Raw genomic sequence first — 17930 nt, 5'->3', positions numbered from 1 at the left:
TCTAGAAAAATAGATTTTATTTCGTTAAATAAAAATAGAAACAAATAAAGACACAAAAATGAATTTCAAAACTTCACTCCATACATGTTTTACGCATAAATATGCATCTACCACTGGCAGAGCATCACGCTCAGAATATTGGTGGTTTGCACTTGTCTTCAATATAATATATTTAATTCTCTTTCTGACATTAACATATTTTATAGAGCCAATGGATCCGCAAAAGCCAATTTATTGGTTAAGCCTGCCATTATTGCTTATCCCTTTTGTTATCTTCTTTATTCCTTTTGCAAGTGTATCCATACGCCGTTTTCACGATATCGGCATGGCTGGTTGGCACTTTTGGTTTGTTTTAATTGCGTTACAAATGCCGTATGTTGGTGAAGCTCCGTGGCTTTATTATATTTATCTACTTTGCAAAGAAGGATCACCTGATTCAAATCGCTATGGTAAAAATCCATTTGCTAAAATGGAATATCAAAAAATATTTGAATAATTTTTTAAATCTACATCATAAATGGTATCGTAGAACTCGTTGAAAAAAGCCCAAAAAGCTATAAATAATAGTCAGCAACGCAATATGCTAACAAAGCATATTTATCAGATATGTGCATTAGACGCCGTAGCTTTTTCCAGCCATGAGAAAATAATTGGGGTAGATTTTCTGCGCTTCCAAATAGGCCTGCTGCAACGCTTGGCCATTGGGAAATATACCAAAACATGTCGCGCCAGAACCTGACATTGCAGCAAAATCGGCGCCAAGGTCTTGTAATGTATGCAATATGGTTTTCAATGCTGGATATTGATGTAATGCAGGCTGATAAAGATCATTACGCATGGTCTTCAATTTTTCAATCAACCCCTTATATTGCGCCCCTGCACCATCAGTCCAGCTAAATTCTAGATTATTTTTGTTCTCTAACTTGGCAAATATTTGCGGGGTTGAAACTGCCACGCCTGAATTGATTAATAAAATATCCAAAGGAATGAATTCATCAAGCGGCTTTAATATTTCGCCTATACCGGTAGCGATCAGGGGTGAGCGATAGAGCACCCCATGCAAACACATTGGCACATCTGCGCCAAGGCTTTGCACCTTATTGGTTAATAATTGCAATTCAGCTTCTCGATCATCGGCATCGGGTATTAAATTCCAATGTCGGATTAATGCCACCAATGTAGCTGCTGCATCAGAAGAACCGCCACCTATCCCCGATGCAATTGGCAAGTTTTTTTCCAAATGAATGGCAACTGGCGGACAGCGCTCTTGCCCAATAAGATCACGTAAAAAATTGCGCGCTTTAACAACCAGATTATCTGCGCCAAAATCTTCACCGCCACCAAAACGGCCAGAAATAGCAAAACTATCGCTATCTGCCGCTTGTACCTTTATCATGTCGCCATTATTCATGAAGACAACAAGGCTTTGCAACAAATGATAATTATCACTGCGCTGTCCAATGACATGTAGCGACAAATTAAGTTTTGCCGGCGCAATCTCTTCTATAATCTCGTGAGGTTGCTCACTCACTAAACTGTCTTTTAAAGCCAAATTTTCATTTAAAGAATATGGAGCCATAACCAATCGATACATTAGATTTACACAGAAAGTACATAATCTGCTTTTTAAAGCATCTACTGGCTATAAGGCTGAGACAGCCAGAAAGCAACCAACATTTGCGATCAAGGGAATAAATCAAAATTGATTAGTTTCTACCCGATATTCACCAGTCTTAGGATCTTGAACCAAAGTGCCTTTGGAGCCATTCTTGCGCTCTTGCTCAGCTCTTTTTACCCGCACAGCAACGCGATTAGATTCACGCTTTAAAACCTTGTAAAAATATACAAGACCAGCCACAACAATTGCCAAAAAGATAAAACGAGACATATTTAAAACCCTTTTCTTCGCAGCATTCAAATTACATTAGCAAACAAGTTCGCCGACTTCCACAATAGAACACTTATCCCTAAATAACAGCGCCATACCATAAAAAAAGTGAAATTAGCGCATTTCCGAGCGGAATTTGTGCCTTATATATTATAATATAGAATTAAATCGAAACGAAAATAGGGCATAGTGCCATTTATTTACAAAATAAATAATATTTAATATTTTTAATAGCAATCGTCCCAATTTAAAAAATCGAGCAAAACAATATAGAACTAAAAACCTTGTTATATTTTAGCATGAAACTAAGGGTTAAAGAGGATTGGTTATCTGATGGGAAGAGCCTGATTGCCACGCTGAAGGGCATTTATGTGGTGATAATATTGCTGCCTGCATAATATTTGATGGTAAAATGGGCTAAATCACCTTTTAACAATCCTTCCCAATATCTCTATAGCTGTCATTACGCGAAACTCCCCCGCATTATCTTTCGATAAAGCTATACCAACTCAATAAGTATTTCTGATACGTGTAATGATTATAAGTGGCGTTTTAAACACGCAATAATTAAAAACGGACCCGAAAAGGGCTTGCAATTTACAGTTGGAATTAAGGATAATCAGATCCCAAACATAACTCTTGCGGACGCAAATGCTGTATACCCAGAGCGACCTTATAAAATGGGGGGTGTTATGGACTACCACCAACTATAGATGCCGATCAGTACCCTCTATGGAAAACAGTTGAGCCACGCCTTTCCGCTATAACTACCAGAGCAATACCGCAAGCAAGGGCTAGAACTCGTTGCCATAAACTTTTTTGTTGATGATATGTTTAATGAGGCACTGCCTTTCTTTGGATTGGATAGTTTGCCAGTTACTGATGAAAACTGGTTTAATATAGAATTTTTGGGTTGCCAATACTCTCTTTTTTGGCTTACCGAAGAAGAATTCAATGGCCCCCATACGCACATTACCAGTGCTAGCCAACGAAAATGCCCTCGCTTTGCTAGTTAAAGAAATCACCAATTGATTATTTCGGCGAGGAAAATCTACCCTCAGCAGCACCCAATACAAATGGAATATTACAACCTAAGCAACAAAAATATATGCATGGCGTTTTCAATTTTGGGTATGGTAACGCACAGCTTGACTTAAAAAAATGTTAATAGATTGGGCTACATAAATTTTGACCTGTTATTTGCCTAACCATTAATAATAGCATTATATTGTGTCATTTAAGAATTGGCAGTAAAAAAAAAGGCGGCATTGCTGCCGCCCTTTTATGTAATAGGTTTAAAGCCCATAGCGTGACCATAAGGCACGCTCTTCAGCAACATCAACAATATTGCCAATTGCTTGACCAGCAATATCAGCATAAATTCCCGATGGCGATTTACGTCCAAGCAAGCCTTTTGATGCATTGATTAACCGCATTTGCATTTTGCTGCCATAGCGGTCTTTTAACACGCTTTGAATATCATTAAGCCCATCAACTAAGCCTAATTCTTTACCTTTAATACCAGTCCAGAACATACCGGTGAACAGATCTTCATTGTCGCTCAATTTGGTTTTACGACTATTTTTTACCAAATTAATAAAAGTTTCATGAATTTCCAACTGCAACTCTTTTAAATGATTAATATCACTTTCTTTTTCTGGAGAAAAAGGATCCAAAGTCGCCTTATTCTTACCTGCAGTATAAACACGGCGCTCAACTCCAATTTTCTTCATTAATTCAGGAAAACCAAATGAGGAAGAAACAACGCCTATCGAGCCAACCACTGATGAAGGATCAGCAAAGATTTCATCGCCTGCACAAGCAATCATATAACCGCCTGATGCCGCCACATCTTCAACAAAGACAAGCACACGCTTGTTTTTTTCGCTAGCAAGGTCACGAATACGCTTATAAATAAGCCGCGACTGCACTGGCGAACCACCGGGCGAATTAATAACAATAGCAACGGCAGGTGCTTCTTTCATATTGAAAGCGCGCTCAAGCTGCTCTGCACAATTTGCAAGCGACAAATTGCTTTTAAGTGCCGATGATGAAGAACTAATGACACCTTGTAACCGCACAACTGGAATAGTTACGCCTTCAGAACGAAATTTACGAGGAATTAGTTTTTTAATCCAGTTAGCCAAGCTACATCTCCATTTTCAAAATTATATTGACTTATTTAATAGGTTTTTGGATAGGCTCTCGCAAGTAGCGACGCAATTATTCTGCGACTATTCATCATAATTATCCCAAACACTCAATATTCCGTTGCAAATTGCATCGGCTCGCGGTGAAAATTTATTATCATTAGCATTATGCAATAATATTGGGCTAGCAAAAGACAATGCAGCGCGGCTACCCTTTTTTGCATAAACCAAAATACGAATTGCTGCTTGGTCGGGGCGTGGATAAATAGGAATAATAACCACACCACCAAAGCGCCCCTGCAAGGCAGACAATAAATCTTCAAGCGAAGTTGGGCGCGCAATTAACCCTACAAAACCACTCGGGCGCAAAAGTGCGGCGGCAGTGCGAAGCCAAGCATCAAACATGCCTTCTGTCATCACATGCGCAACGGCCTTTTCCTTATCTGGCGTTGCACGATCAGATTGTTCATTAAATGGTGGGTTCATAATTGCAAAATCAAAGCTATTATCAATAAGCCCTGCTTCTAAACGAGCCTTTCCACGCAATGTTACATCAGCATTTAGCAATGATGTCCGGGATTTAAATTTAATATTTTCTGATAAATGCAATGTCTTTTTTGCGTATTGCGCCATAAGGCGTGAGCGCTCCACCAAAGTTATTCTGGCATTATCGCAGCGCGAGGCAACAGCAAGACCTGCCGCGCCTGCACCGGCACCAAGATCAACCAATTGGCCGCTAAAATCCGTTGGTACTAAAGCCGCAAGCATCATGGCATCCATGCCGGAGCGATGCCCAAAATTACGGGGCTGCACAAGAGCAAAACGACCACGATGAAAAACGTCAATCGTTTCGTCAGTATTATCAAGTGATAGTGGCATTGTCGGCATTCATGAAACGGAGTTACAGCTTTTTAAATTGTTTAAAACACTTTTAGGCTTTAAAGTAAAATTAAAACGCTTTTACAACACCAAAGATAATCCTTACCCTGCACTTTTTTTCGAAGATTTGTGCATAAGAATACCAATAATAAGGGCAGAAACTGTCATAGCAAAAATTAAAGTTACAGCAATAATACGCCCAATAAAGTGATCCATCATTAATAAAGTATCGGTGAAAAAGAACTTATTTAGCACATAAGAAAGACATGCAGCAGCAATACCCCAAATAATGACCATCAAAATAATTGACTTATTTTTTTGATATATAAAGGAATAAAGGGCAGAAAAAACTGCAATAGGAATAGCGACCAAAATGTAACTTATGACAAGCCGAATAGGAAGTTGCATATAAGCGTCAGTTATCGTTCGCCAAAAAAACTTGTCATATGTGAGTGTACTTAAATTTGTTGGCACCTCCATATCAGCTTTAGCGTAGATTTCGCTTAACTCCTTCAACCTTTCATTTGTAAATTGCCACATTTCATTAATAAACAAAAACGGCGAGATTGTTAGGCCAATTGCCACCAATAATGGTGTAAATATTACCGCCATCCAAATAAGTTTTTTTTGCTCAGCCGTTAGCGCCATTGGTTAATTTCCTTTTAAATAGACTTAGTTTTGCATTCAATATTTTATCAAATCTCTTTAATATAAGCAGCCAACTAAACTCTATTGGCGAAATTTAAAAATGAATAAAAGAGCAAAATTTTTAATCAAGCTGAAAATAGACATAAGTTTATAGCTATATTGGGGTTGTGACCCAAGCTAACAATCGCAAATTAATCACACAATATTTATATAAGTTGTCAAATCATCAATATTTTCAACTTCAACAAGCCAAATATCAGGATCAAAACGAAGCTCTTTTTCTAGCTTTTCAACCGCATTTACTTCTTCTGCATCAGTTAAAATTTTTATAAACAACCTACCACCGTCATTTTCTGCTTCTTCGTAAAAGCTTTGGGGTGCCGGTCCAAATAAGTCAACTTGGTTATTTTTAAGACGCTGCATGATAAAAATTGTACCAGCCTCTATTGCGCCGCGTCGCACAAGATAAGCAAAGCCATTAGCACCATTAATCTTGCGTATCAATTGCGCCACATAAAAATCAGATGTCAGCCGCAATCCCATAAAATAACTCCAATATTATAATAACTATAAATGCGATATTAATCTTTAACGCATGTTTTAATATCTAGCACAAAAATACCAATAAAAAAGGCGGACTTATAGCCCGCCTTAAAAATTAACTTATAACATGCTTATTCCATAGTCGGAATAGAAAATTCTGCCCCTTCACGAATGCCGGAAGGCCAACGTGATGTAATAGTTTTTGTGCGTGTATAAAAGCGGAATGCATCAGGCCCATGCTGATTAAGATCACCAAATACCGAGGCTTTCCAGCCGCCAAATGTATAATAAGCAACCGGTGTTGGAATAGGCACATTTATGCCAATCATGCCAACTTCAACGCGGGCGGCAAAATCACGAGCCGTATCGCCATCGCGGGTAAATATTGCAACGCCATTGCCATAAAGATGGTCATTAGGCAAGCTAAGTGCTTCTTCATAATTAGCAGCACGCACAATTGATAAAACTGGGCCGAAAATTTCTTCCTTATAAATGCGCATATCGCGCGTCACATTATCAAAGAGACATGGGCCAACATAATAACCGTTTTCATAGCCTTGCAGATTAAAACCACGACCATCAATTACAAGATTTGCACCTTCCTTAACGCCAATATCGACATAATCCAAAATGCGAGCCTTGGCCTCTTTGGTAACCACCGGGCCGTAATCGGCCTGCTTGTCAAGTGACGAGCCAACTTTAAGCGCTTTAATGCGTGGGATAAGCTTTTCAAGCAAACGTTCAGCTGTTTCTTCGCCAATTGGCACAGCCACAGAAATGGCCATGCAACGCTCACCGGCAGAACCAAAGCCCGCACCAATCAAAGCATCAACTACTTGATCCATATCAGCATCTGGCATGATGAGCATGTGGTTTTTGGCACCACCAAAAGCTTGAACCCGTTTACCATTTGCGGCGGCGCGGCCATAAATATATTGTGCAATAGCAGTTGAGCCAACAAAGCTTATCGCTTTAATATCCGGTGCATCTAGCAAGGCATCTACTGCTTCTTTTCCACCATTTACAACATTAAAAATTCCTTTTGGACCACCTGCCTCTATAAATAATTCAGCAAGGCGCATAGGAACACCAGGATCACGCTCTGATGGCTTTAAAATAAACGCATTGCCGCAAGCAATAGCGGGTCCGCACATCCAAAGCGGAATCATTGCCGGAAAATTAAATGGCGTAATACCTGCCACAACTCCCAAGGCTTGGCGCATGGAATATGTATCAATGCTAGGTCCTGCCCCATCTGTGTATTCACCTTTTTGCATATGGGGAACGCCAAGGCTTACCTCAACCACTTCCAAGCCGCGCTGAATATCACCAATAGCATCAGCAATTGTCTTGCCGTGCTCTTTTGCCAATAATTCTGCAAGGCTGTCAATTTCTTCTTCAATAAGAGATAAAAACTTACGCATCACGCGCGCGCGCCGCTGTGGATTTACAGCTGCCCATGCTGGCTGAGCTTGCTTTGCGTTTTCTACCGCCTCATTTATTTCAGCACTATTTGCTAAGGCAACCTTGCCAATGACTGAGCCATCAAACGGTTGGAATACATCAGCCTCTTGGCCGCTTTTACCTGCCACATTTTTACCACCAATAAAATGCCCAATATTTCGCATGTTTTTCCTCCACTAAAAATGTCGTTAATGCACAATAATGCCTTTACACCGTTTAAGGAACAAGCATTTTTCCTTATCTGTTGTGCAAATTTATGCATAGCTTAAAAATAGAAAATATTGACTACCCATTACAATAAATTATAGTTAAGTTATTTTTACTTGGGAGCAAAAATTGCAACAGCAGGCATCAAATGATATAGTAGAACATAATCATGATGACAGGCTGATAAAGCGTGGTCTTTTAGCGCGCATTTTACATGCCACAATTTTTGAAGTCATCGCCATTATTCTTACTGCACTTTTTCTTGTATTTGTAGAAGGAAAAAGCTTGGTAAGTATGGGCGTATTATCAATAATCATTTCACTTATAGCAACAGCTTGGAATGGTATTTTTAATTTTGCATTCGACCAATTACAAAAAAAATATCGCTTTTCACGCAGCAAAATGGTTCGCTTTTTACATGCATTGGGCTTTGAAGGCGGTTTATTGCTCTTTACATTGCCATGTATTGCATTCTATCTCAATATAAGTCTTTGGCATGCATTTGTCCTAGATATAGGGCTTTTACTATTCTTTCTCCCCTATTCCATAATTTTCAATTATATCTATGATAAGATTTATCTTCACTTTACTGCCAAAAGTTAAATCTTCAACTTCTAAGATTATCTCTTGATAATCAAAATTTCTATGGCATGGTGCATTTAAACTATATATCGTGCAATTATCAATCAGTTGGATTAATTGGCTCTTTAATTTTCAAGGAATATTCGGTTGCAAGCAGAAAACAGCAAATTAAAAACCAGTGACAATTATTTCTTCAGTGATCCTATCCTGTTTCAAACAGCGTCACAGCTTGATATTTCACTGCTACCATCCTTTTCTGATCTTGGCGATTATACCGCAAGCATAGAGGCCGATGAGCGAGCGCGCCTCGCCCATCGTCACTTGCCAATGCTTAACCTTTATAATCAATGGGGCGAACTGCTTGAAGATGTTGATATCCACCCAGCCTATCATAGCCTATTAACGAGGTCTCGCGCGGCGGGCATTGCAGGTTCGCTTTATGAGGAAAATCCTGAAGAAGAAGGAAAACGTGCCCAAACACGTATGATGAGGTTGTTTTTGCTTGGCGGCTTGGAAACTGGCCATTTACAAGAATTATGCATATCAAGTGCTGGCCTTGGCGCACTTCGCCATTGCGAAGAGCTTTATGAACAATGGCAGCCACAACTTGCAAGTCCGATGCATGACCCTGCCCGTATTGCCTTTCCACGCAAGGAGGGGGCAAGTATTTCCCTTGCTATCCAAGAATTAGCATCAGGCAAAAGCACCATATCAGCTTGCACAGCAAAAGCTGAAGCCATGTATGAAGACGGCGAAGGCGCAGATAGCGTTTTTCGCATCAGCGGCGAAAAAATAAGGGTTATAAATCCAGTTGCAGATGGTTTTTTGGTAAGCGCTGTCATTAAGGACAAGCCATGCCTTTTCCTTGTTCCACGTTTGCTTGGTTCTGGTCAATTAAATGGCATTAGTTTGCGCCCTGCCATTCAAGATGCATCAATCCTTACTGCACCTTTTGCCAGTATGATCTTTGAGCAGAGTGCCGGTTGGCTTGTTGCCAAGGAAGATCAGTTTACAACAATCATCAACGAAGTATTTGACAATCTTGGCAATGATAATGCCGTGATAAGTGCCAGCATAGCTCGCAGTGCCATGCGGGTTGCAGTTGACTTATTGCGCATGGAAAAAGAAAACGGCAAAGAAAATATATTTTATGGCCGCATGTTGGCCGATGCCGCACTCGACTGCGCCGCTTTAACAGTTTTGACCCTGCGGCTTGGCCAATCCATCGACATTGCTGCACAAAATGAAGTTCAGGCAGTTTGGGCAGAGCTTCTACGCCCGGTTGTTGCCTATTGGAGTGAACAACTCGCCCGCCAAATTACCGATTGCGCCATCACAACCCGAACTAATTTCCCACTTCAAAAGGGTGAACGTACCCATCGCGGCTTACGTTTTTTTGCGCGCAATCGCAGTTTTGAAAAAACGCCCAATGATCATATTCAAGATTTTATAAAAGCTGTAAAAAAATACCCCGATCATTTTGAAAATATTATTATTGGTCTTGCTGGCAATATTGGATCCGCCGGGCCAAGAACTGCCGAAGTCTTGCAAGTGGCGGCTAAAATGGCCGTTAATGATAGCGGATCGGCCTTTTTGCTGATGGAACAATTTGCCTATACTGCTGCTGCTGCCGCTTTAAGCCGCCTAGATATTGACATGGTAGCCAACGCCTTTGTTGAAAGCCGATTAGGTGGGCAATGGCGCTCGACTTATGGCATGATGAGTCCACGTTTTAATGCGACCTTTATTTTAGAAGCCCTATATCCATCCGCATAAGTGAAAATTTAAGCCTATCAGAAGATTTTCTCTGATAGGCTTTAATTTAATCAATTAAATGGCTTCATGTGATACCAACACTCATACATTTTCTAACTAACAAAAGAATAGAAAATAATTCGATCTACAACGTTTCCATAATCTCACTTAACAACGTGAACGATTTTTTGCGCGCCTCATGATCATGAACCGTTGTTGTAACAATCAGCTCGTCAGCCTTAGTGCGCGCCAATAATTTAGTAAGGCCTTCGCGTACAGTTTGCGGTGAACCAATAACCGAGCATGAAAGCGTTTGCTCAAGGATCATCTGGAATTGCTCTGGCAAAGTTTTAGCAAAACTATCCTGCGGGCGCGGTAATGGGCCTGCGCGGCCAGTGCGCAAATTAACAAAGGATTGTTGCAACGAAGTAAAGAGATATTGGGCTTCTTCATCACTATCGGCAACAATGGCATTAAGCGCCACCATTGCATGTGGTTTTGCTAAAGTCTCTGAAGGCTCAAACCGTTCCCGATAGATTTTTAACGCATTGTCAAGCTCAGCTGGCGCAAAATGCGAAGCAAAAGCATAAGGAAGCCCCAAAATTGCAGCCAATTGCGCGCCAAAAAGGCTGGAGCCTAAAATCCAAATTGGCACATTTTCTCCAGCTCCTGGAACTGCACGAACTTGCTGTCCTTGCGATGCCTCTTTAAAATAACCAAGCAGTTCCACCACATCTTGGGGAAAAGAATTGGCATCAAGATCGTGGCGATGGCGCAAAGCGCGCGCTGTGAGCTGGTCCGTGCCAGGAGCGCGTCCTAAACCTAATTCGATACGCCCTGGATAAAGCGCCGATAGCGTTCCAAATTGCTCTGCAATGACCAAAGGGGAATGGTTAGGCAGCATAATGCCACCTGATCCTAAAATAATTTTATTGGTGACTGCCGCTACTTGACCAATTAAAACCGCAGTGGCGGCACTGGCAATACCTGTCATATTATGGTGTTCAGCATACCAAATACGCTTAAAACCAAGGTTCTCGACATGGCGTGCAAGGTCTATAGAATTGCGCAAAGCATCTTTAGGCGCGCTCCCTTCAGGAACATTGGATAAATCAAGAACGGAAAATTTCATTTGCCCTATCTTTTCACGCGTCAACGCGCCATTGGTGGTTCAACTTAATTTATAAGTTATTTGGGTTTGCGAGGGCACAAATTCAAGAGTGAAAATATACAAGAAGGAAAGCGAAAAGTGGGTGGTATACCCATTTGAGCTTTACAACGCTGTAGATTACTGCTGTTTTTGTTTCCTTTCAGGATATGTTAAATTTTCGTGATAACTTTGTCGAATAGCTTTGAAAACATTCATACTTCTCGGCAACTCTTCTAGTATTTAATCTTTGGGTTCACACAAAAATTTCCTCATACCATTTCGTTCAAATTAATGGGTGCTGCCCCTAAAGCTTTTACATGTGAAATAAAACTAATGAAAAAATAGCCTTACAATGATTTACAGTGATTTATATTGTTGGAAAATAGTATTTTAAGCTAAATTAAAGTTGTAAACGTCGCCAAAATGTTCAGAATATTGTAAAGTTTTAAATTAGATTTGGGGTGTCATGAAAAATATTATTGCTTTTATTATTTTTGTATTTTTAATTTTTGCTAGTCATCTTGCGGTAGCACAAAATACAAACGAACGTTGTCCCGCTGACACTGAGCAGGCCTATAAAACCGTTTTACAGTTAAAAGAAATTAGCAAGTTTGACGATATTTTGACTTGTCTAAAAGATAAAGCCCTATTGCTAAAAGTGTTAGAGACAGCACAAAACAACGATTTAGATGCGATTGAAATTGCGGGCACAGCATATATTGCTGGGGTAGAAGGCATCCTTACACCTAATTATCTAATCGGTAATGATTATTACAAACGATTCAAAAAACAAACCGATGGTCAAGTATCTAATATCGAGGAACTTGATATGGTCATTAAGAATACAAAATTCCTTGTCCAAACGGCAAAAGGTGAAAAACAACTGCTTTATGCAACAATGCAAATTGAAGAACAATTGGGCTGGAATGAATGCGATGAAGCGGTATTTAGCATTTCACCCACCATTCTCATGCAAACCAGCAAACAAACCGAAGATGTAGAAAAACTCAATAATGCATTAAATCTTTGTGTAAAAAACGCTAAGATTTTTGAATTTAATTTACGTAGCCCTATCTATTTAACACAGTTATATCGGCTTTTAGGTGACGATCAGTCCGCCCAAGAAGTACATGAAGCGGCACTTTTGCAAAATGGCATCCGCATCAGTGGCGATCATTTAAAAGCACTAGGTGATAAAGAATTTTATAAAAAGAAACAGGATGCCCAAGCCAACTATCTTGCTGCCGCAATTGCGGGCAACAAAAAGTCAATATGCTTACTTGGACATAGTTATCTTTATCCTGATTTGGCACCCAAAATGCTACAAAAACCACAAGATTATCAAGAGGAATACACCAAAATTATTGCTTGGTATGATCTAGGGATTAGCAAAGGCGAAAGTGACTGCAAAGATTTTCGCGATGATTTGGTAAAATTGCTTGGTAAAAACAAATAAAAACCACGCAAAAACAACGAAGACGAGCTTTGTGATATTTATACAAACCTTATATAAAACAATCAGTTAAACAATCACTATCTATTTAATTTTTACTTTAATAGGATATCTAGCAAATATTGAAAAACTGCTAGATATCCTAATCCTTAATTATTTTTTGACAATAGCATCAATACCAGCTTGGGCGCATTCGGCATCAATAGCACCGCTTGGCGCGCCACCAACACCAATACCACCAACCAATGCATCGCCAATTTTAATTGGCAAACCACCGCCTTGGATAACAAAACGCGCATCCATATCACGAAGGCCTGCATTTTCTGGATTTTTGGCAATAAATTCCGCAAGACTAGCGCTATCGCGTCCCATAGCAGCCGATGTAAATGCCTTGCCTTGCGCGCTACCTGCCGTATGAGGACCAGACTGATCAGCTTTTAACAACACTTTGGTTGAACCGTCTCTTGAGACAATGGCAACGCTGACATTATGCCCCTTAGCCGCACATGCATCAAGGGCAGCATGAGCCGCCTTTCCCGCAAGGCTTAATGGTAAATAGGGTGCTGTTGGCAAATCTTGTGCAAAAGCAAAACTAGGCAAAAGACCAAGAGATAAAATCATCAATATGCGTTTCATAATAGCTATCCTTTTTAAGGGTAATCGATTATATGCAGTAAACTGCAAATGATATTTTTAAATTGTCACTTTTAGTACGATACTACTATGACATTACCGTTTCTCGCTTTCAAGAAACAATAATGCTTTGATTGTTTATCCCTTGCACCTAAAGCGGTGCCATATCACCTTTGGCCCAAGCTTCGCTGGTTTCACCACAAAAATCATCATATCGGCCAGCTTCAATCGCTGCCCTTATGCCTGCCATTAAGTCTTGATAATAGCTAAGATTATTCCACGTTAACAACATTGAACCTAAAGCCTCATTGGATTTTATCAAATGATGTAAATATGCGCGGCTATAATCACGCGCGGCAGGGCAAGAAGATTGAGGGTCTAGTGGGCGGTGGTCTTCATTATGTCGGGCATTGCGTAGATTGACCTTACCAAAACGCGTGAAAGCCAAACCATGGCGCCCAGCGCGCGTGGGCATCACGCAATCAAACATATCAATACCGCGTGCAACAGCTTTAATAATGTCGTCAGGCGTGCCAACCCCCATCAAATAGCGTGGCTTTTCACGCGGTAAAATTGGACAAGTAACATCCAGCATATCCATCATCACTTGTTGCGGTTCACCAACAGCAAGGCCGCCAACGGCATAACCTTTAAGATCCAGTTCCTTTAATGCTTCTGCAGAGCGTTCACGCAAAGGCACATTATCGCCGCCCTGCACAATACCGAACATCGCCTTGCCAGCCTGCATCCCAAAGGCATCCTTACAACGCTGTGCCCAACGCAAGGATAATTCCATGGCTTTTTCCATTTCATTAAAGGTCGCTGGCAATGCCACACATTGATCAAGCTGCATTTGGATATCTGAATCAAGTAAGCCCTGAATTTCAATCGAACGTTCAGGCGACATTTCATAGCGCCGGCCATCAATATGCGATTGGAAGGTGACACCTTTTTCATCTAATTTACGTAAACCCGCCAAGGACATTACCTGAAAACCGCCTGAATCGGTAAGAATTGGCCCTTGCCAACGGGCAAATTCATGCAAGCCACCAAGCTTTGCAACCCGCTCTGCCCCCGGGCGCAGCATCAAATGATAGGTGTTACCAAGAATGATATCTGCACCAAGGTCTTTAACCTGATCCATATACATGGCTTTTACCGTACCGCCCGTGCCAACAGGCATAAAGGCCGGCGTGCGAACGGTGCCGCGTGGCATGGTGATTTCGCCGCGCCGTGCTTTTTTATCTTCTGCAATCAATTTAAAGGTAAAATTTTCGCTCATTTTATTTATCCTGCAGTTTTAAAGCATCATCATTGCGCGTTAATAAGCTACTATCGCCATAAGAATAAAAACGATAGCCATTATCAATTGCATGCCTATAGGTATTTTTCATCGTATCTAACCCAGCAAAAGCTGAAACCAGCATAAACAGCGTTGAACGCGGCAAATGGAAGTTGGTAATCAACTGATCAACAATTTTAAAACGATAACCGGGCGTTATAAAAATATCGGTAGCACCAGACCATGCTGCTAAGCTACCATCATCTTTTGCCGCACTTTCAAGCAAACGCAATGCAGTTGTACCAACGGCGACGATACGCCCACCGCGTGCACGCACAGCATTTAAATGATCTGCTACCTCTTGGGTAATGTGACCGATTTCTGAGTGCATTTTGTGGTCAACCGTATCATCCACCTTAACCGGTAAAAATGTACCCGCACCAACATGTAAAGTTACAAAATACTGTTCGAGCCCTTTTTCTTTCAAACTATCAAGCAGGCTATTGGTAAAATGCAAGCCCGCAGTTGGTGCAGCAACAGCGCCCTCTTCACGGGCAAAAACCGTTTGATAATCCTTGGTATCCTGTGCATCTTCACCGCGCCTTGCAGCAATATAAGGTGGTAAAGGCATATGCCCAATAAAGGCTATTGCACTATCAAGCTCTGCGCCAGACTTATCAAAAGTAAGCAGCATTTCTCCAGCTTCACCCTTTTCACTAACCTGCGCTTCCAATCTTTGATCTGCCTTGCTAAAGACAATAATCTCGCCCTCGTTTAACCGTTTGGCTGGGCGCACAAAAGCTTTCCAACTATTAGGCGACATGCGCATATGCAGGGTTGCACCAATATGGGCGACAGCTTCACCGCGTGTTCGTGTGCCTTCAAGCCGCGCTGGGATAACCTTAGTATCATTAAAAACCAATGCGTCCCCTGCCCGCAAAAGCTGCGGTAAATCGCCAATATGGAAATCACTTGGAATATGGCTTTCATCAACGACCAATAATTTTGCAGCCTCGCGCGGCACTAAAGGGCGCAAAGCAATATGGCTTTCCGGCAATTCAAAATCAAAAAGGTCTACATTCATGGAAATAACTAACTATTGGAACATGGATAAAAAGGGTAAAACTTAGCATAAGGTTTTGTGTTCGTGATTGATAGTCATATTTTAAACTTACTATGCAAGTTTATGACATAAAAAAGCGGAGCATATTGCTATGCCCCGCTTTATTCGACTAATCAAATATTTACTCAGCGTCAGAGGCAACATATGCCTTCAAGATAACATCTGGATCACGCACAGGCTCACCGCGCTTGATCTTATCGACATTTTCCATGCCTTCAATCACTTGACCCCAAACGGTATATTGGCGATCAAGAAATGATGCATCTTCAAAACAGATAAAAAATTGTGAATTCGCTGAATTTGGATTTTGGCTACGCGCCATTGAAGCTGCACCACGAACGTGCTTAGCATTAGAGAATTCTGCCTTAAGGTCTGGCTTTGAAGAGCCACCCATGCCAGCACGCGCTGCATTAAACTTAGCTGAATCGGTTTTACCATATTCAACATCGCCAGTTTGCGCCATAAAACCATCAATCACGCGGTGGAACACAACATTATCATAGGCGCCCTCGCGAGCGAGTTCCTTAATACGCTCTACGTGACCAGGAGCAAGATCAGGAAATAGCTCAATTGCTACATTTCCCTTGGTTGTTTCAAGGATGAGGGTATTTTCCGGATCTTTATAAGCCATTCGACATTACTCCTGTTGTTTTTTCCCTTTTTATGCAAAGGGCCAATTATGTCAATAAGCAGATAGAGTTTTAATAAAATTAAAAATAAGCTATCCGCTTAAAAATGAAAAAGCACCCAGTCATGAGCGCGTATTAAATTATTTGGGTTATTTTACTGAAGATACAAGGCTTGCCTTGATAATATGGTCAGGATTTTCAACTTTACCATTATCGCTGCTTGAGCCCTTTTTAATTTTATCGACCACATTCATACCTTTGATAACCTTGCCAACAACAGTATATTGACCATTTAGGCTTGATGCTGAATCAAAACAAATGAAGAATTGTGAATTGGCTGAATTTGGATTTTGGCTCCGCGCCATACCAACAGTACCACGCACAAATGGTTCTTTTGAAAATTCTGCATTAATATTTGGATAGTTTGAGCCACCCATACCCGCAGAATTGGCATCAAAGCCTTTTTTCAAATTACCAAATTGCACATCACCAGTTTGCGCCATAAAACCATCAATCACACGGTGAAAAACCACATCATTATAGGCGCCATCGCGTACAAGCTTTTTAATTTGCTCAACATGCTTTGGTGCAAGATCAGGGCGCAATTGGATAGCAACATCGCCATCTTTTAATGTAAGAACAAGAATATTGTCGTTATCTGCAGCCGACGAAGGTGCAATAAAGGCTAAACTCGCGGCAATAAACAGCATAATTGCTGCAATTTTTTTAAACAAAGTCATAGTGATTAAAACTCCAATAGTGTTTGACTACATTTAATTCTCTATTGAAAATCAAATGGAAAGCCGAAGCTTGGCTAAAACTTAAATACTATGCAAATTTATAATATGAAATAAGCAAAGCATATTAAGATTGAAACTTGTTTTTTAAAGCATGGGCGACAATTTCTGGCACAAAGTGCGAAACATTGCCGCCCATAGATGCAATCTGCCGCACCAATGTGGCAGTAATAGCACGAACTGAAATACTTGCTGGTAAAAATACCGTTTGTATATCGGGCGACATAGTTGCATTCATACCGGCAAGCTGCATTTCATAATCAAGATCGCTGCCATCGCGCAAACCACGAATGAGCAAAGATGCGTCTAATTCTCGTGCTTTATCAACAACCAGATTATCAAAGGCAATAACCTCGATACGTTTTGCGTCGCACTTAAATTCATCATTCGCAACAGCATGAATAAGATCTTTACGCTCAACAAAGGAAAACAGCGGCTGTTTACCTGGATGAATACCAATAGCAACAATCACCCTATCGGCAATTTTCAAGCTGCCGCGTAAAACGTCAAGATGACCATTGGTAATTGGATCAAACGACCCCGCATAAATGCCAATTGGCTTCATGGCTTAACTTTCATTTAGAGCGTTTTTCCGAAAAGTGTAAAGCGGTTTTCGAATAAAAAACGCAGTTAAACAATGGATTAGAGCGCCAATCTGATCCAACCAGATTGAAATGTGCTCTAACGCAATGATTTTCAATAATATTAGGAACCATATACCATAAAAAAAATCCTGCAAAAACCTTT

General features: G+C 40.7%; 18 protein-coding genes. 4 read left to right on the top strand and 14 right to left on the bottom strand.

The features are described from left to right. Positions 1-58: 58 nt before the first annotated feature. Positions 59-496, top strand: a complete 438-nt coding sequence (locus N6A79_RS03560) for a DUF805 domain-containing protein (RefSeq protein WP_268547021.1) — start codon at positions 59-61, stop codon at positions 494-496. Between the two features lie 117 nt (positions 497-613). Here N6A79_RS03560 and N6A79_RS03555 read toward each other — a convergent pair whose 3' ends face one another. The 7 genes from N6A79_RS03555 to N6A79_RS03525 form a co-directional block, all read right to left on the bottom strand. Then, a complete protein-coding gene (locus tag N6A79_RS03555) occupies positions 614-1531 on the bottom strand; it encodes a 4-(cytidine 5'-diphospho)-2-C-methyl-D-erythritol kinase (protein WP_268547020.1) in 918 nt (305 codons plus the stop codon). A 165-nt stretch (positions 1532-1696) separates the two neighbouring features. Then, positions 1697-1888 carry a hypothetical protein gene (locus tag N6A79_RS03550; RefSeq protein ID WP_182418936.1) on the bottom strand — a complete coding sequence of 64 codons (192 nt, stop codon included), beginning with the start codon at positions 1886-1888 and terminating at the stop codon, positions 1697-1699. 1295 nt (positions 1889-3183) lie between these two features. Beyond that, positions 3184-4035: a S49 family peptidase gene (locus N6A79_RS03545; protein WP_182418934.1), complete on the bottom strand. Its 852-nt coding sequence runs from the start codon at positions 4033-4035 to the stop codon at positions 3184-3186. A gap of 87 nt (positions 4036-4122) precedes the next feature. After that, positions 4123-4917: a tRNA1(Val) (adenine(37)-N6)-methyltransferase gene (locus tag N6A79_RS03540; protein WP_268547019.1), complete on the bottom strand. Its 795-nt coding sequence runs from the start codon at positions 4915-4917 to the stop codon at positions 4123-4125. 102 nt (positions 4918-5019) lie between these two features. Further along, positions 5020-5565 carry a hypothetical protein gene (locus N6A79_RS03535; protein WP_268547018.1) on the bottom strand — a complete coding sequence of 182 codons (546 nt, stop codon included), beginning with the start codon at positions 5563-5565 and terminating at the stop codon, positions 5020-5022. A gap of 195 nt (positions 5566-5760) precedes the next feature. After that, positions 5761-6102: a DUF1491 family protein gene (locus N6A79_RS03530; protein WP_315973329.1), complete on the bottom strand. Its 342-nt coding sequence runs from the start codon at positions 6100-6102 to the stop codon at positions 5761-5763. Positions 6103-6239: 137 nt separating this feature from the next. Continuing rightward, positions 6240-7736: a CoA-acylating methylmalonate-semialdehyde dehydrogenase gene (locus tag N6A79_RS03525; RefSeq protein ID WP_268547017.1), complete on the bottom strand. Its 1497-nt coding sequence runs from the start codon at positions 7734-7736 to the stop codon at positions 6240-6242. 172 nt (positions 7737-7908) lie between these two features. Between N6A79_RS03525 and N6A79_RS03520 the strand changes: the two genes are divergently transcribed. Continuing rightward, entirely contained in the window at positions 7909-8382 is a 474-nt protein-coding gene (locus tag N6A79_RS03520; protein ID WP_268547016.1) for a PACE efflux transporter, read from the top strand. A gap of 126 nt (positions 8383-8508) precedes the next feature. Then, positions 8509-10137, top strand: a complete 1629-nt coding sequence (locus N6A79_RS03515; protein WP_268547015.1) for a hypothetical protein — start codon at positions 8509-8511, stop codon at positions 10135-10137. Between the two features lie 124 nt (positions 10138-10261). On the opposite strand, the gene N6A79_RS03510 is transcribed toward N6A79_RS03515, so the two are convergent. Next, a complete protein-coding gene (locus N6A79_RS03510) occupies positions 10262-11248 on the bottom strand; it encodes an LLM class flavin-dependent oxidoreductase (protein ID WP_268547014.1) in 987 nt (328 codons plus the stop codon). 484 nt (positions 11249-11732) lie between these two features. Between N6A79_RS03510 and N6A79_RS03505 the strand changes: the two genes are divergently transcribed. Continuing rightward, on the top strand, positions 11733-12722 hold the full coding sequence (locus N6A79_RS03505) for a hypothetical protein (RefSeq protein WP_268547013.1): 990 nt from the start codon (positions 11733-11735) through the stop codon (positions 12720-12722). 150 nt (positions 12723-12872) lie between these two features. Here the strand turns inward: N6A79_RS03505 and N6A79_RS03500 are convergent, their stop codons facing one another. From N6A79_RS03500 to coaD, 6 genes are all read right to left on the bottom strand, one after another. Continuing rightward, positions 12873-13355, bottom strand: coding sequence for a GlcG/HbpS family heme-binding protein (locus tag N6A79_RS03500; RefSeq protein WP_268547012.1), 483 nt, complete (start codon positions 13353-13355; stop codon positions 12873-12875). A 148-nt stretch (positions 13356-13503) separates the two neighbouring features. Further along, positions 13504-14634: a tRNA guanosine(34) transglycosylase Tgt gene (gene tgt / locus N6A79_RS03495; RefSeq protein WP_268547011.1), complete on the bottom strand. Its 1131-nt coding sequence runs from the start codon at positions 14632-14634 to the stop codon at positions 13504-13506. Between the two features lies 1 nt (position 14635). Then, positions 14636-15718, bottom strand: a complete 1083-nt coding sequence (gene queA, locus N6A79_RS03490; protein WP_268547010.1) for a tRNA preQ1(34) S-adenosylmethionine ribosyltransferase-isomerase QueA — start codon at positions 15716-15718, stop codon at positions 14636-14638. 160 nt (positions 15719-15878) lie between these two features. Then, positions 15879-16388, bottom strand: a complete 510-nt coding sequence (locus tag N6A79_RS03485; protein WP_182418924.1) for a peptidylprolyl isomerase — start codon at positions 16386-16388, stop codon at positions 15879-15881. Between the two features lie 147 nt (positions 16389-16535). Beyond that, a complete protein-coding gene (locus tag N6A79_RS03480; RefSeq protein WP_268547533.1) occupies positions 16536-17096 on the bottom strand; it encodes a peptidylprolyl isomerase in 561 nt (186 codons plus the stop codon). A 154-nt stretch (positions 17097-17250) separates the two neighbouring features. Continuing rightward, the gene (coaD, locus tag N6A79_RS03475) at positions 17251-17748 is read right to left on the bottom strand and encodes a pantetheine-phosphate adenylyltransferase (RefSeq protein ID WP_182418922.1); all 498 of its coding nucleotides are present in this window, start codon (positions 17746-17748) and stop codon (positions 17251-17253) included. Positions 17749-17930 lie beyond the last annotated feature (182 nt).

This window comes from Bartonella sp. HY761 (assembly GCF_026743145.1).
GTDB lineage: Bacteria > Pseudomonadota > Alphaproteobacteria > Rhizobiales > Rhizobiaceae > HY038.
This window is presented reverse-complemented; position numbering and strand designations above follow the sequence as displayed.

What these genes read in the sequence shown, in the direction of transcription:
- N6A79_RS03560 (WP_268547021.1), top strand. Translation starts at nt 59, where the DNA reads ATGAATTTCAAAACTTCACTCCATACATGTTTTACGCATAAATATGCA.
- N6A79_RS03550 (WP_182418936.1), bottom strand. Translation starts at nt 1,888, where the DNA reads ATGTCTCGTTTTATCTTTTTGGCAATTGTTGTGGCTGGTCTTGTATAT.
- N6A79_RS03540 (WP_268547019.1), bottom strand. Translation starts at nt 4,917, where the DNA reads ATGCCACTATCACTTGATAATACTGACGAAACGATTGACGTTTTTCAT.
- N6A79_RS03535 (WP_268547018.1), bottom strand. Translation starts at nt 5,565, where the DNA reads ATGGCGCTAACGGCTGAGCAAAAAAAACTTATTTGGATGGCGGTAATA.
- N6A79_RS03525 (WP_268547017.1), bottom strand. Translation starts at nt 7,736, where the DNA reads ATGCGAAATATTGGGCATTTTATTGGTGGTAAAAATGTGGCAGGTAAA.
- N6A79_RS03510 (WP_268547014.1), bottom strand. Translation starts at nt 11,248, where the DNA reads ATGAAATTTTCCGTTCTTGATTTATCCAATGTTCCTGAAGGGAGCGCG.
- N6A79_RS03505 (WP_268547013.1), top strand. Translation starts at nt 11,733, where the DNA reads ATGAAAAATATTATTGCTTTTATTATTTTTGTATTTTTAATTTTTGCT.
- N6A79_RS03500 (WP_268547012.1), bottom strand. Translation starts at nt 13,355, where the DNA reads ATGAAACGCATATTGATGATTTTATCTCTTGGTCTTTTGCCTAGTTTT.
- tgt (WP_268547011.1), bottom strand. Translation starts at nt 14,634, where the DNA reads ATGAGCGAAAATTTTACCTTTAAATTGATTGCAGAAGATAAAAAAGCA.
- queA (WP_268547010.1), bottom strand. Translation starts at nt 15,718, where the DNA reads ATGAATGTAGACCTTTTTGATTTTGAATTGCCGGAAAGCCATATTGCT.
- N6A79_RS03485 (WP_182418924.1), bottom strand. Translation starts at nt 16,388, where the DNA reads ATGGCTTATAAAGATCCGGAAAATACCCTCATCCTTGAAACAACCAAG.
- N6A79_RS03480 (WP_268547533.1), bottom strand. Translation starts at nt 17,096, where the DNA reads ATGCTGTTTATTGCCGCGAGTTTAGCCTTTATTGCACCTTCGTCGGCT.
- coaD (WP_182418922.1), bottom strand. Translation starts at nt 17,748, where the DNA reads ATGAAGCCAATTGGCATTTATGCGGGGTCGTTTGATCCAATTACCAAT.